Origin of the sequence: Mycobacterium bohemicum DSM 44277 (assembly GCF_001053185.1) — a bacterium.
Taxonomy (GTDB): Bacteria; Actinomycetota; Actinomycetes; order Mycobacteriales; family Mycobacteriaceae; genus Mycobacterium; species Mycobacterium bohemicum.
Genome location: NZ_CSTD01000004.1, coordinates 493,898 through 507,463 on the forward strand (window position 1 = coordinate 493,898; position 13,566 = coordinate 507,463).

At 71.4% G+C, this 13,566-nt stretch carries 11 protein-coding genes and 1 pseudogene; 6 read left to right on the forward strand and 6 right to left on the reverse strand.

The window, feature by feature from the left end; genetic code table 11:
* Positions 1 to 22: 22 nt before the first annotated feature.
* On the reverse strand, positions 23 to 943 hold the full coding sequence (locus BN971_RS19705) for a lysophospholipid acyltransferase family protein (RefSeq protein ID WP_085180701.1): 921 nt from the start codon (positions 941 to 943) through the stop codon (positions 23 to 25).
* Positions 940 to 1,791: a GNAT family N-acetyltransferase gene (locus BN971_RS19710; RefSeq protein ID WP_085180700.1), complete on the reverse strand. Its 852-nt coding sequence runs from the start codon at positions 1,789 to 1,791 to the stop codon at positions 940 to 942. Before BN971_RS19710 ends, BN971_RS19705 begins: the two co-directional genes overlap by 4 nt.
* A gap of 263 nt (positions 1,792 to 2,054) precedes the next feature.
* On the opposite strand from BN971_RS19710, the gene BN971_RS19715 reads away from it, so the two are divergent.
* Positions 2,055 to 3,545: a cryptochrome/photolyase family protein gene (locus tag BN971_RS19715; protein WP_085180699.1), complete on the forward strand. Its 1,491-nt coding sequence runs from the start codon at positions 2,055 to 2,057 to the stop codon at positions 3,543 to 3,545.
* 293 nt (positions 3,546 to 3,838) lie between these two features.
* On the opposite strand, the pseudogene BN971_RS19725 reads toward BN971_RS19715, so the two are convergent.
* A pseudogene (locus BN971_RS19725) lies at positions 3,839 to 4,651 on the reverse strand (electron transfer flavoprotein subunit alpha/FixB family protein); the annotation flags it as partial.
* Positions 4,652 to 4,677: 26 nt separating this feature from the next.
* Positions 4,678 to 5,478 (reverse strand): electron transfer flavoprotein subunit beta/FixA family protein, encoded by an 801-nt coding sequence (locus BN971_RS19730; protein ID WP_085180696.1) that lies wholly within the window; start codon positions 5,476 to 5,478, stop codon positions 4,678 to 4,680.
* 225 nt (positions 5,479 to 5,703) lie between these two features.
* Between BN971_RS19730 and BN971_RS19735 the strand changes: the two genes are divergently transcribed.
* The 4 genes from BN971_RS19735 (at position 5,704) to BN971_RS19750 (ending at position 10,794) form a co-directional block, all read left to right on the forward strand.
* On the forward strand, positions 5,704 to 6,537 hold the full coding sequence (locus BN971_RS19735; protein WP_085180695.1) for a class I SAM-dependent methyltransferase: 834 nt from the start codon (positions 5,704 to 5,706) through the stop codon (positions 6,535 to 6,537).
* A complete protein-coding gene (locus BN971_RS19740; protein ID WP_085180694.1) occupies positions 6,534 to 8,114 on the forward strand; it encodes a 1,4-alpha-glucan branching protein domain-containing protein in 1,581 nt (526 codons plus the stop codon). The genes BN971_RS19735 and BN971_RS19740 overlap by 4 nt, the downstream gene beginning before the upstream one ends.
* A gap of 121 nt (positions 8,115 to 8,235) precedes the next feature.
* Complete coding sequence (locus tag BN971_RS19745; protein ID WP_090350467.1) at positions 8,236 to 9,432, forward strand: glycosyltransferase family 4 protein; 1,197 nt, start codon at positions 8,236 to 8,238, stop codon at positions 9,430 to 9,432.
* A 9-nt stretch (positions 9,433 to 9,441) separates the two neighbouring features.
* Positions 9,442 to 10,794, forward strand: coding sequence for a TIGR01777 family oxidoreductase (locus BN971_RS19750; protein WP_085180692.1), 1,353 nt, complete (start codon positions 9,442 to 9,444; stop codon positions 10,792 to 10,794).
* 60 nt (positions 10,795 to 10,854) lie between these two features.
* Here the strand turns inward: BN971_RS19750 and BN971_RS19755 are convergent, their stop codons facing one another.
* Both BN971_RS19755 and BN971_RS19760 read right to left on the reverse strand, forming a co-directional pair.
* Positions 10,855 to 11,550 carry a phosphodiesterase gene (locus BN971_RS19755; RefSeq protein WP_276011136.1) on the reverse strand — a complete coding sequence of 232 codons (696 nt, stop codon included), beginning with the start codon at positions 11,548 to 11,550 and terminating at the stop codon, positions 10,855 to 10,857.
* A gap of 52 nt (positions 11,551 to 11,602) precedes the next feature.
* On the reverse strand, positions 11,603 to 12,097 hold the full coding sequence (locus BN971_RS19760) for a MarR family winged helix-turn-helix transcriptional regulator (RefSeq protein WP_085180690.1): 495 nt from the start codon (positions 12,095 to 12,097) through the stop codon (positions 11,603 to 11,605).
* 329 nt (positions 12,098 to 12,426) lie between these two features.
* Between BN971_RS19760 and BN971_RS19765 the strand changes: the two genes are divergently transcribed.
* Positions 12,427 to 13,545 carry a polyprenyl synthetase family protein gene (locus BN971_RS19765; protein ID WP_085180689.1) on the forward strand — a complete coding sequence of 373 codons (1,119 nt, stop codon included), beginning with the start codon at positions 12,427 to 12,429 and terminating at the stop codon, positions 13,543 to 13,545.
* Positions 13,546 to 13,566 lie beyond the last annotated feature (21 nt).

The following is a 13,566-nucleotide window of genomic DNA, read 5'->3' on the forward strand; positions in this document are numbered from 1 at the left end:
GATACCGGCAGGTCAGTAGCCCCTAGGAGGCCACCAGCACGGGCCGGCGGCCGCGCTGCCGCCCGGCAGGCCTCCCCGCGGGCCCGGGGGCGCCGATGAGCACCGCGGACTGGCATCGGCGGGCCAGCTCGCGCCGGTCGGTGCCGGGCAGCTGCAGGGATTCGACGCGGACGCAGGCCAGCGTGCGGCGCACGGTCAGCAGCCGGCACACCGACCGCGCCAGGGTTTCGTCGCCGACGAAGGCCGGGGCGGTGGACACGCTGCCGTCGGCATGGTGATAGCTGAGCCGAAGCGGCTGCACCGGGCGACCGGCGTCGATCGCCCCCTGGAACATCGCCGGGTAGAACGACCCGCGGCCCCGGTGCGACCGCCCGGCCGGCGACGGACGGGGCACCACCTCGTCGGGCGCACCGCACCAGGTGGTGCCCTCGGGGAACGCCACCACCGTCTGACCGGCCCGCAGCCGGGCGGTGACGGTGTCCACCACCGCGGGCAGCCGCCGCAGGCTGGCCCGCTCGATGGGGATGATCTTCAGCATCCGGGCCACGATGCCGACGGCCGGGCCGGTGAACATGTCCGCGCGCGCGACGAACGACCCGGGCAGCACCGAGCCGATGGCGAAGACGTCCAGCCACGACACGTGCCCGCTGACCACGAGCACACCGCGCAGATTGCGGATCGGGTTGCCGGACAACATGATTCGCACGCCGAAGCAGCGCAGCACCAGCCGGCAGTAGACCCGCTGGATGCGGGTGCGGCCGGGCAGCGGCATCGCGAGCAGCGCCACCCCCGGCACCAGCACCAGCGCCAGCGATACGCGAAGGGTCACCCGCACCGCCACCCGCAGGCGCGACTGGGCCGGCGCGACCGTCGCCAGGCACCCGGCGTCGCACGACGTGCGCGGCAGCCAGGCGTGGGCGGCGAACGGAGCCGGGGCGGTCACTGCACCAGCTCGGAGGCCGCCGACACCGACCGCAGCCTGCGCAGATATCGGACGTCGGCCCGTCGCTTGTCCAGCAGCACACAGAAGTCGCCCACGCCGAAATCCGGGTCGTGCGCCGGCTCGCCGCAGACCTGCGCGCCCAGCCGCAGGTAGCCCCGCATCAGCGGCGGAACCGCGGGTCGCGCCGGGGCGGGTATGTCGTCGAGGGCCAGCCCGCCGACCCGCACCGGCCGGTAAGGGCGGACCCGGTACTCCGGCGGTGCGGCATGGCGGCCGAGGATGAAGTCGCGGACCCCGCGCAGCTGGCTGCCCGGGGTTTGTCCCTCGGGCTCGGCGCCGATCGGCACCGACACACAGCCGGTCACGTAGTCGTAGCCGTAGCGGTCCAGGTAGGCCAGGATGCCGGCCCACATCAGCAGCACCACGCCGCCGTTGCGGTGGCCGTCGCGCACCACCGCGCGGCCCATCTCCACCAGCGAGGACCTCAGCGGGTCGAAGGCGCCGAGGTCGAATTCCGTCTCGGTGTACAGACCCCCGGCGGCGATGGCCCCCGCCGGCGCCAGCATGCGGTAGCACCCCACGAGCTCGCCGGTGTCGTCGTCGCGGACCAGCAGGTGGTCGCAGTACTCGTCGAAGCGGTCACTATCGACGCCGTCGCGTCGTTCGTCGTCGGCGGCGGGCAGGGTGAAGCCGGGCGTGCTGCTGAAGACGTCATGCCGCAGGCGCTGGGCCGCCTCGATCATTGCGGGGTCGGTCGACAACAGCAGGGAGTAGCGCGGTCCGGCCGACGAGCCGATCGCCGAGTCGTCCGGTTTGTCGCTGGCTATCAGGACGGAAGCAATGCTCATGGCACAAACGTGGCTCAGCCGAGGAGCTAGTCGGCATCGACGCTGTGACGTGTCGGTGCACGTGAGATGACGAAATGTGGCGAAAGTGGGCTGCTTCACGCGATTTGTGATGCTTACGTGAACGTTGTCTGTCGCCGAGTTGTCGGCGCGGAACGTGGCTGCCGATTGACACCGGAGCACAGATCGTTACGTTGGTGGACAGACCATCCAAGCGGTCAAGCCCCGGCCGCTTTCGCAGCAGCGTAAACCGATCAAGAAGCAGCGTGGGTGAAACGAGTTCGGCCGCAAGGCGTTGGTGTTTCGCCGACCAACTCGGCCCGCACTTCCTGGACCGCCCCGACCAGCCGGTGCTGCTGATCGAGTCGCGGGCGGTGTTCGAACGCCGCCGATTTCACCGCCGCAAGGCCCACCTGGTGTTGTCCGCGCTTCGTCACCGGGCGGCCGAACTCGGTGACCAGGCCGTGTTCGCGCAGACCCGCACCTACCGCGAGGCGCTGGAACGCGTTCCGGGCCGGATCAGCGTATGCCAACCCACGTCGTGGGCGGCGGAGGAGTTCGTGCGGTCGATCCCCGGCATCGAGGTCCTGCCCGCGCGCGGATTCTGCACTTCCCGAACCGAATTCGACGCCTGGGCCGCAAACCGGCGGACCCTGCTGCTGGAGGGTTTCTACCGCGCCGCGCGCCGCCGGCTGGAGGTGTTGATGGACGGGACCGAACCGGCCGGGGGCCGCTGGAATTTCGACGCCGACAACCGCGAACCCGCGCCGAAGAACGCCGACGGCCTCGGCCTGCCCGCGCCGTGGCTACCGGACGAGGACGAGATCGACGAGCGGGTAAGGGCGGACCTGGACCGCTGGGAGCGCGACGGCACGGCCTCCTTCGTCGGCCGCGACGGGCCGCGCGAATTTCCCGTCACCGCAACCGAAGCGCGCGCGGCCCTGCGGGTGTTCGTGCGAGATCGCCTGCCCCACTTCGGGCCTCACGAGGACGCCATGCTCGCCGGTGACCGGTTCATGGCCCACAGCATGCTGTCGGCGCCCATGAACCTCGGGCTGCTCGACCCGCTGGAATGCGTCTACGCCGCCGAGGACGCCTACCGGGCCGGCCGTGCCCCGCTGGCCGGCGTCGAGGGCTACATCCGCCAGTTGATCGGGTGGCGCGACTACATCTGGCACGTCTACTGGCATTTCGGCCCCGACTACCGCCGCCGCAACGCGCTCGAGGCGCGCGGCCGCCTGCCCGGGTGGTTCGCGGACCTGGACGCCGACGCCGTCGGCGCGCGCTGCCTCTCCGACGTGCTCGCGCAGGTGCGCGACCACGGCTGGGTGCACCACATCCCCCGGCTCATGGTGCTGTCCAACTATGCGCTGCAACGGGGTTGGGATCCGGCGGCGGTCACCGACTGGTTCCACCGGTGCTTCGTCGACGGGTACGACTGGGTCATGGTCGCCAACGTCGTCGGCATGTCTCAGCACGCCGACGGCGGCCTGATGGCGACCAAGCCCTACGCCGCGGGCGGGGCCTACATCAATCGCATGAGCGACTACTGCGGCCCGTGCGCGTACCGCCCCACCGAGCGGACGGGTGAGCGCGCCTGCCCCTTCACCGGCGGGTACTGGTGGTTCCTGAGCCGCAACGAGCGGTATCTGGCGGCCAACCGCCGCATGACCCAACCCCTGGCCGGGCTGCGACGGCTCACCGACCTCGACGAGGTCGTCGAGCAGCAACGCCGGCTCGGTCAATCGGCCCCCTAGGAGGATTCGACCATGATGCTCACCGTAGACCGCAGCATCGCGGCGCCACCGTCGGCCGTGTGGGACCTGCTGGTCGATCTCGATGCGTGGCCGCTGTGGGGCCCGACCGTCCGGGCGGCCCGGCTCGACGAGCCGCACACGGCACTGGCGTTGCACGCGACCGGCACGGTGCAGACGTCGCTGCTGGTCGAATTGCCCTTTGTGATAACAGAATTCGAGCCGGGACGGCTGTGGGCGTGGAAGGTGGCCGGCGTTCCGGCGACGCGGCACTGGGTGGCCCCGGCGGGCGACGGGGCGCGGTGCTGGATCGCGCCCGAGATGCCCAGCGCGATGTACAGCTGCGGCGACACGGTCTTGCCGGTCTGGCCCACCTGGAACTGGCCCGGGTAGTAGCCGGAGTCGACGGCGGCGCGCGAGGCGCCGACGGCGGCGCCGAGCGAGTCGGCCAGCTCCTCGACCACGTGGAAGTTGTCCGCGCTGCCCACGCCGCGGCCGCCGGACACCACAATGGTGGCCTCCGTCAGCTCGGGGCGGTCACCGGCGACCGCGGGCTCGCGGGCGGTGATCTTGGTGGCGTTCTCGGCCGCCGCCGGCACCTCGACGGTGACCTGCTCGCCCGCGCCCGCCTGCGGCTCGGCCTCGATCGCGCCGCCGCGCACCGTGACGATCGGGGTGTCGCCGCTGACCTGCGCCTCGACGGTGAACGCGCCACCGAAGATGGAGTGCACGAACTTGTTGCCGTCCTCGACCCCGACGACGTCGACCAGCAGCCCGGACCCGAGGCGGGCGGCGAGCCGGCCGGCGATCTCCTTGCCGTCGGCGTTCGCGGACAGCAGGACCGCGGCGGGCGAGTTCGACTCGACCAGCGAGGCCAGCACGTCGACGTACGGGGTGATCAGGTATTTCTCGGCGTCGTCGGACTCGGCGACGTAGATCTTCTCGGCGCCGGCCTCCTTGAGCCCGTCGACCAGCGGTGCGGCCGTGCCGGGCTTGCCGACCACGACGGCGGCCGGGGTGCCCAGCGCGCGGGCGGCGGTGATCAGTTCGGAGGTGACCTTCTTCAGGGCGCCTTCGGCGTGCTCGACGAGCAGCAGTACTTCAGCCATGGGTTATTTCGCTTCTCTCGTGAGTGTCAGATGATCTTCTGAGCGACCAGGTACTGGGCGATCTGGGTGCCGCCCTCGCCTTCGTCGGTGACCTTCTCGCCCGCGGTCTTCGGCGGTTTGGGCGTCGACGACAGGACGGTCGACCCGGCGTTGGCGAGCCCGACCTCGTCGGCCTCGACCCCGATCTCGGCCAGGGTCAGGACCGTGACCTCTTTCTTCTTCGCGGCCATGATGCCCTTGAAGGACGGGAAGCGCGGTTCGTTGATCTTCTCGGTGACGCTGACCACCGCGGGCAGGGTGGCCTCGAGGGTGAACACGCCGTCGTCGGTCTCGCGCTCCCCGGTGACCTTGCCGTCCTCGATCGACAGCTTGCGCAGGTGGGTGAGCTGCGGAAGGCCGAGGTACTCGGCGATGATCGCCGGCACCGCGCCGCCGGAGCCGTCGGTCGATTCGTTGCCCGCAATGACGAGCTCGGTGCCCTCGATGGTGCCCAGCGCCTTGGCCAGCGCCCAGGCGGTCTGCACGACGCAGGACCCGTGCATGCCGTCGTCCTTGAGGTGCACAGCCTTGTCGGCGCCCATCGACAGGGCCTTGCGGATCGCCTCGGTGGCGCGCTCGGGACCAGCGGTCAGCACGGTGACGGTGCCTTCAGCGCCGCTCCCCGCCTCTTTCTCGCGGATCTGCAGCGCCTCTTCGACGGCCCGCTCGTTGATCTCGTCCAGCACCGCGTCGGCGGCCTCGCGGTCCAGCGTGTAATCGCCGTCGTTCAGCTTGCGCTCCGACCAGGTGTCTGGGACCTGCTTGATCAGGACCACGATGTTCGTCATGGGTGTGGTTCGTCCTCCTCGAAAAAGTCCCGCAGTCTCGACTGCGCGACCTTGGTACACGGGTGGCACGCACGGCAGTGGTTACCGGCGGGTAACTCTGTGCGGTCTGCCTTCACACCATAGCTGGTCGTCCTGCCCGTATTTCGGGGCCGTCCGCCATCCCCGACCGGCGCCGCCTCCGTCCCGGTTCGCGAATCGGACACTTCGCGTTAGCCTCCCTATTCAATGAGCGCATTCGTCCCCGACGTCGGCCAGGCTCCCGCGGATTCCGCCGCGGTGGTCTCGTCGGCGGCCCCTCCGGCGTTGACGCTGACCGGCGAGCGCACCATCCCCGGCCTGGACGTCGAGAACTACTGGTTTCGCCGCCACGAGGTCGTCTACCAGCGACTGGCAGCCCGCTGCGCCGGACGCGACGTGCTCGAGGCCGGGTGCGGCGAGGGGTACGGCGCCGACCTGATCGCCGGCGTCGCCCGCCACGTGGTCGCGGTCGACTACGACGAGACGACGGTGGCCCACGTCCGGGCCCGCTACCCCCGGGTCGAGGTCCTGCACGCGAACCTCGCGCGGCTGCCGCTGCCCGCCGGGTCGGTCGACGTTGTGGTGAACTTCCAAGTCATCGAGCACCTGTGGGACCAGCCACAGTTCGTCGCCGAGTGCGCCCGGGTGCTGCGCCCGGGCGGGCTGCTGATGATGTCCACCCCAAACCGGATCACCTTCTCCCCGGGCCGCGACACCCCGGTCAACCCGTTCCACACCCGCGAGCTGAACGCCGAGGAGCTCACCGAGCTGCTGGCCGGCGCGGGGTTCCGCGACGTGTCCATCAGCGGCCTGTTCCACGGGCCGCGGCTGCGGGAAATGGACGCCCGGCACGGCGGCTCCATCATCGACGCGCAGATCGAGCGGGCCCTGGCCGCCGACTCCGGGGCGCCCTGGCCGGCGGAGCTGGCGGCCGACGTCGCCGCGGTCACCGTCGACGACTTCGACCTGATCGAGCGCGGCCCCGACAGCCCCGACATTGATGACAGCCTTGACCTGATCGCGATCGCGGTGCGCCCGTGACCGTGTCCCGGGACAAAGTGCCCGGCCTCTTCACGCTGGTGCTGCACACGCACCTGCCGTGGCTGGCCCATCACGGCCGCTGGCCGGTCGGCGAGGAATGGCTCTACCAGTCGTGGGCGGCGTCCTACCTGCCGCTGCTGCGGGTGCTGCGCGCGCTGGCCGACGAGGGTCGGCGGGGCCTACTCACCCTCGGCGTCACCCCGGTGGTCAACGCGCAGCTGGACGACCCGTACTGCCTCGACGGCATGCACCACTGGCTGGCCAACTGGCGGCTGCGGGCCGCCGAGGCGGCCAGCGTGCGCTCGATCCCCCGGTCGAAGTCGGCCGGCTACGAGTCGTGCACACCGGAGGCGTTGCGCGCCTTCGGCATTCGGGAATGCGCCGAGGCGGACCGGGCGCTGGAGGACTTCGCCACCCTGTGGCGCCACGGGGCCAGCCCGCTGCTGCGCGGCCTCATCGACGCCGGCACCGTCGAGCTGCTCGGCGGACCGCTGGCCCACCCGTTCCAGCCGCTGCTCACGCCGCGGCTGCGCGAATTCGCACTGCGTGAGGGCCTGGCCGACGCGCACCAGCGGCTGGCCGGCCGCCCGCGCGGGATCTGGGCGCCCGAGTGCGCCTACGCCCCGGGCATGGAACGCGACTACGCCGCCGCGGGGGTCGGCCACTTCATGGTCGACGGGCCGTCGCTGCACGGCGACACCGCGCTGGGCCGGCCCGTCGGCGACACCGACGTGGTGGCGTTCGGGCGAGACCTGCAGGTCAGCTACCGGGTGTGGTCGCCCAAGTCGGGCTACCCGGGCCACGCCGCATATCGCGACTTCCACACCTATGACCACCTCACCGGTCTCAAGCCGGCGCGGGTGACCGGGCGCAACGTGCCGTCGGAGGGCAAGGCGCCCTACGATCCCGAGCGCGCCGACCGCGCGGTCGACGTGCACGTCGCCGACTTCGTCGACGTGGTCCGGGCCCGGCTGCAGTCGGAGTCCGAGCGCATCGGGCGGCCCGCGCACGTCGTCGCCGCGTTCGACACCGAGCTGTTCGGCCACTGGTGGTACGAGGGCCCGGCGTGGCTGCAGCGGGTGCTGCGCGCCCTGCCCGAGGCCGGGGTACAGGTGGGGACGCTGACCGACGCGATCGACCGCGGCTTCGTCGGCCACGCGGTCGCGCTGCCGCCGAGCTCGTGGGGCTCCGGCAAGGATTGGCAGGTGTGGGCCGGCGAGCAGGTGGCCGACCTGGTCCGGCTGAACGCCGAAGTCGTGGACACCGCCCTGACCACGGTCGACAAGGCCCTGTCGGAGACGGCCTCGCTGAACGGGCCGCTTCCCCGCGACCACGTCGCCGACCAGATCCTGCGCGAGACGCTACTGACCGTCTCCAGCGACTGGCCGTTCATGGTGAGCAAGGACTCGGCGGCCGACTACGCCCGCTACCGGGCGCATCTGCACGCCCACGCCACCCGCGAGATCGCCGGGGCGCTGGCCTCGGGCCGGCGCGAAACCGCGGGACGGCTGGCCGAAGGGTGGAACCGCGCCGACGGCCTGTTCGGCGCGCTCGACGCGCGAAGGCTGCCCCGGTGAGCAACTCCACGGCCGCGCGCCGAGACTGCGTCGGCGGCGCCGAGCCTGCGCCTACGGCGCGTTCCGGCCGCGAACCCGCGCCGTGGGCGCAGTCTCGGCGGCCCAACGGCTGGGGCCGCGCGTGAAGATCCTGATGGTGTCCTGGGAGTACCCGCCGGTGGTGATCGGCGGGCTGGGCCGCCACGTGCATCACCTGTCGACCGCCCTGGCCGCGGCGGGTCACGAGGTCGTCGTGCTGTCGCGCCGCCCCGCGGGCACCGACCCGGGCACGCATCCGTCGACCGACGAGGTGCACGAGGGCGTGCGGGTGATCGCCGCCGCGCACGACCCGCACGAATTCACCTTCGGCGACGACATGATGGCCTGGACACTGGCGATGGGCCACTCCATGGTCCGCGCCGGGCTGTCGCTGAAGAAGCCCCGCAGCGGCCGCCCGTGGCGCCCCGACGTGGTGCACGCACACGACTGGCTGGTGGCCCACCCCGCGATTGCGCTCGCCGAATTCTTCGACGTACCAATGGTTTCCACCATCCACGCCACCGAAGCCGGTCGGCATTCCGGCTGGATCAGCGGGCCGATCAGCCGCCAGGTGCACGCGGTCGAGTCGTGGCTCGTTCGGGAATCCGATTCGCTGATCACCTGTTCGGCGTCGATGGCCGACGAGATCACCGAACTGTTCGGCCCGGGCCTGGCCGGTATCACCGTGATCCGCAACGGGATCGACGCGGCCCGCTGGCCCTTCGCGGCGCGGGCGCCGCGCCGCGGTCCGGCCGAGCTGCTGTTCGTGGGGCGGCTGGAGTACGAGAAGGGGGTGCACGACGTCATCGCCGCGCTGCCCCGGATCAGGCGCACCCATCCGGGCACCACGTTGACCATCGCCGGGGAGGGCACCCAGCAGGACTGGCTCGTCGAGCAGGCCCGTAAACACAAGGTGCTCAAGGCGACTCGGTTCCTGGGCCACCTCGACCACGCGGAGTTGCTGGCGATCCTGCATCGCGCCGACGCGGCGGTGCTGCCCAGCCACTACGAACCGTTCGGGATCGTCGCGCTGGAGGCCGCCGCGGCCGGCACGCCCCTGGTGACCTCGAACGTCGGCGGTCTCGGCGAGGCGGTGATCAACGGCCGGACGGGGGCGTCCTGCCCGCCGGGCGACGTGGCCGCCCGCCGGGCCTGCGCCGCCCGCGACCGGCTCACCGCGGACTTCGACTGGCGCACCGTGGCCGGCCAGACCGCACAGGTGTACGTGGCGGCCAAGCGCGGTGAGCGGCAACCCCAGCCCAGGCTGCCCATCGTGAAGCGCGCCCTGCCGGGCCGCTAGCGTCTAGGCATGGGGCTGGAATTTTCGAGCGTCGTTGACGCTCCGATCGCCGACGTGTTCGCCTGGCACACCCGACCGGGTGCGTTCACCCGGCTGTCGCCGCCGTGGCAGCCCATGCGGCTGGTCAGCGAGGCCTCCTCGCTGCAGGACGGGCGCGCGACCCTGGCCCTGCCCGGTGGCCTGCGGTGGGTCGCCGAGCACCAACCGGACGGCTACGACCCTCCGCGCCGCTTCGTCGACACTATCGGCGGCGACGGCCTGGCCACCCTGCCCGCGCGAATCGCCGTGCGCTGGAAGCACACTCACGACTTCGAGGACGCGGGCGGAAACCACACCAGGGTCATCGACCGAGTCGAGGCGCCGGTGCCCGGGTCGCTGCTGCGCCCGATGTTCGTCTACCGGCACCGTCAGCTGGCCGACGACCTGGCGTCGCACCGGCTGGCGGCCGAGAACGGGCTGCGACCATCGACCATCGCCGTCACGGGATCCTCGGGACTGGTCGGGGCGGCGCTGACGGCGTTCCTGAGCACCGGCGGCCACCGCGTCATCCGGCTGGTCCGCGGCACCCCGCGCGGCGACGACGAACGCCGGTGGAACCCCGACGACCCCGACCCGCGGCTGCTCGACGGCGTCGACGCGGTGATCCACCTGGCGGGCGCCTCGATCGCCGGCCGGTTCACCGACGCCCACCGGCGGGCGATCCGCGACAGCAGGATCGGGCCGACGCGGCGGCTGGCGGAACTGTTGGGCCGCAACTCCTCCGGCGTCCTGATCTCCGCCTCGGCGATCGGCTACTACGGATACGACCGAGGGGACGAGACGCTCACCGAGGACAGCGAGCCCGGCGACGGCTTCCTCGCCGACGTGGTCGCCGAGTGGGAGGAGGCGACCGCACCGGCGCAACGGGCGGGGGCGCGGGTCGTGCTGGTGCGCACGGGCATCGTGCAGTCCCCGCGCGGCGGCACGCTGAAGCTGATGCGCCCGCTGTTCGGCGCCGGCCTGGGCGGCCGTCTCGGCGACGGCCGGCAGTGGTTGTCCTGGATCGGGATCGACGACCTCATCGACGTTTATTACCGCGCACTGTGGGACGCCTCGCTGTCGGGCCCGGTGAACGCCGTTGCGCCGCAACCGGTCCGCAACACCGAATACACCCGCACGCTGGCGCGGGTCCTGCACCGGCCGGCCGTTCTGCCGGTGCCGTCGCTGGGCCCCCGGATATTGCTCGGCGCGCAGGGCGCGCGCGAACTCGCGTTCGCCAATCAGCGGGTCATGCCCGCCGGGCTCGCCTCGGCAGGGCACCGCTTCCGCCAGCCTGAACTCGAGCAGGCGCTGCGCCACCTGCTCGGCCGGCAATCCGGCTAGGGCACGCGCCGGGTGGTCAGCGGCCGCCGGCCCCCGCGATGACGATCCGTGTCGGCCCGGTCAGTCCGCATCCCGTCCGTCGCGGCTGCGCTGGTAGGCGCTGGCGCGCAGGCCGGCCAGCCAGCCCGGGGACAGGCTCACCCCCGGCGCGGTGTTGAGGACCGGATCGAACGACACGTCCGCACCGCGCTCGGCATCGAGCACACGGGTCAGCGTCAGCCGGCCCAGCGGGGTGAATTTGCCCCTGCCGCAGGCCTGGTCGAGCGCCACCTCGACCCCGCCGCGCTCGATGCGATCGCGAACGGTGTCGAGCGACAGCCCCAGGCCCTCGATGTCGGTCACGATCCGGGCCCGCAGCCACCAGTTGCGCCCGCGGTAGTGCAGCCCCATCAGGGTGGTCATCGTGTGCCCGGACCACGAGGCGACCGGCCGCAGGGCCACCGCGCGGGACAGCGCGCCCGAACCCGCGGACACCAGCAGGACGTCCCAGGGTTGCCCCTCGTCCGGCGGGCTGACGCGGATCGCCAGGCCGATGAAATCGGGCAGCGCCCCAGGCGTCCCGGTGGCCTTGGACACCCGGGCGACGACGTCCGACGACGGGATCGGCAGGCCCCGGCCAGTGGGCGCGCTGCGCTCGATCGAGCCCTCGGCCAGCACGCCGAGCGGATGGAAGAATCGTTTGCCGCGCAGGGCCGAGCCCCATTCGAAGGGCAGCGCGACGATGTCGGAAACGCTCACTTGGCGGCGGGTTCCCATTGTCGGCCGTGAAAAACGTGGCCCGGACATCGGTTACGCCCGCTTCGGCGCCTCAGTCGTGGGCGGCGTCCAGTTCACGCTGAAAACCGCGCATCGCGCCGATCAGCGCGGAGAAGACCCGGTGCGCCGCCAGTAGATCGTCGTCGGAGAGCTCCGCGACGGCGGCCCGCGTGTGGGCGGCCAGTGGGCTGAAGAAGGACCGGGCGGTGGCGACCGCGGACTCGCCGTGGCGGAGTACGACCTTTCGGCGGTCGTTCGGGTGCGACTCGCGCCGGATGTGGCCGGAATCGATCAGCCGATCCACCAGATAGGTGATGGCCGACCCGGACAGACCCATCCGGTGGCTGAGGTCACCGGAGGTCATCGGCCGGCCCGCGGTTTCGGCCACCATGATGTGCAGGATGGCGCGGAAGTCGTTGGGCCGCAGGTCATGAGCCGACGCGAAGAGGCGGCCGATCTGGTCGGATTCGGTTGACATCTCCCGCAGGTCGGCCGAGATCAGCGACTCGAGGGCCTCCCGGCCCCGCCGCTGCCCCACAGCATCCATAACCCCTACAGCTTATCGTCAGAACGCCATTTATTTCAGTTGTTTAACGTTTAACTTGTTTAAGCGTATCGGAGGGCCGGCCCGCCGTCCTCCCGGCACCCGCCTGCCTCCCCGGCCGGCCCCCGCGGCGAATTCTCGGTTGGCGAAGCACCAGTACATTCAGTAAATTAATCTTTAAGTAATTGAACGAGCGTGCCTAAGCGCCGCCTGGATAAGTCATTTGAACCGAAGATGTGGTTCTCACGTTCCCCAGGGGAGGTAACTACCGCGTGGACTTGAGCCGCACGAGGCGCAGGATCCCGAGCCGTCCGGAGGGAGCGCGAGGGCAGATGAGCACGCTATTGCAGCCGGGCACGGCCGCGTCACCGGTTTCGGTGGATCCACCAGATACCGGCGGCTTCGACGCCTGGCGGTCACGGCTGCGGCGGGCCGTGCTCGCCGAGGTCGCCGAATTCGCCTCCCTGCGAGCCGCCGAGCTCGACGCGACCGGGGTCGACGAGGCAGGCCGGGTGCTCGTCGAGTTTGTCTCCGAAGGCAAGTGCCTGCGGTCCACCTTCATGTATCTGGGGTGGTTGTGCGGCGCGGCGCCGAGCCGGGCGGCTCTGCGGGCCGCCGCCGGCCTGGAGTTTCTGCAGGCGTTCGCGCTGCTGCAGGACGACGTCATGGACGACTCGGACGAGCGGCGGGGCCGACCGTCCGCGCACGTGCAGTTCGCCCGGTGGCACGGCCGGCGCGCGTTGTCGGGCTCGTCACGGCGCTTCGGCGAATCCGCGGCCGTCCTGCTCGGGGACCTCTGCCTGATCTGGGCCTCGCAGATGATGCGGGAAAGCGGCGTCGAACCGCGGCGACTGCTCTCGGTGTGGCACCGCTACGACGAGATGCGCACCGAACTGGCGATCGGGCAGTTCGCCGACCTGGCCAACGACATCCGCAACCTGCCGTCGCTGGAGACGGTGCTCGACGTCGCCCGGCGCAAGTCGGGAAACTACACGGTGCGCCGGCCGCTGGAGATCGGCGCGGCGATGGCGGACTGCGATTCGCGGACCCTCGCCCAGCTGGGCCGATACGGCGCCGCCGTCGGCGAGGCGTTCCAGCTCCGCGACGATGTCCTGGGCGTGTTCGGCGATCCCGCCACAACGGGAAAGCCCAGCGGAGGAGACTTGCTGGAACGCAAGGCGACCAGCCTTGTGGTCGCCGCCCACCAGCTGGCCGACGCCGCCACCCGAGGAGAACTCACCGAACTGATGAACAGCGATCATCTCGACGCCGCGGACGTCGACCGCTGGAAGGGGCTGATCGCGGCCACCGGCGCGCTGCAACTCATCGAGGGGATGATCAGCGACCGCCTCGCGGCCGCCCGCGGGCAGGTCAGCGTCATGGCGATCGACGAGACGCTGCGCGGCGCGCTGGACAGCATGGCGGCGGCCTGCACAGACCGGGCCGTGTAAGCAGATGACAAAGAAGATGGG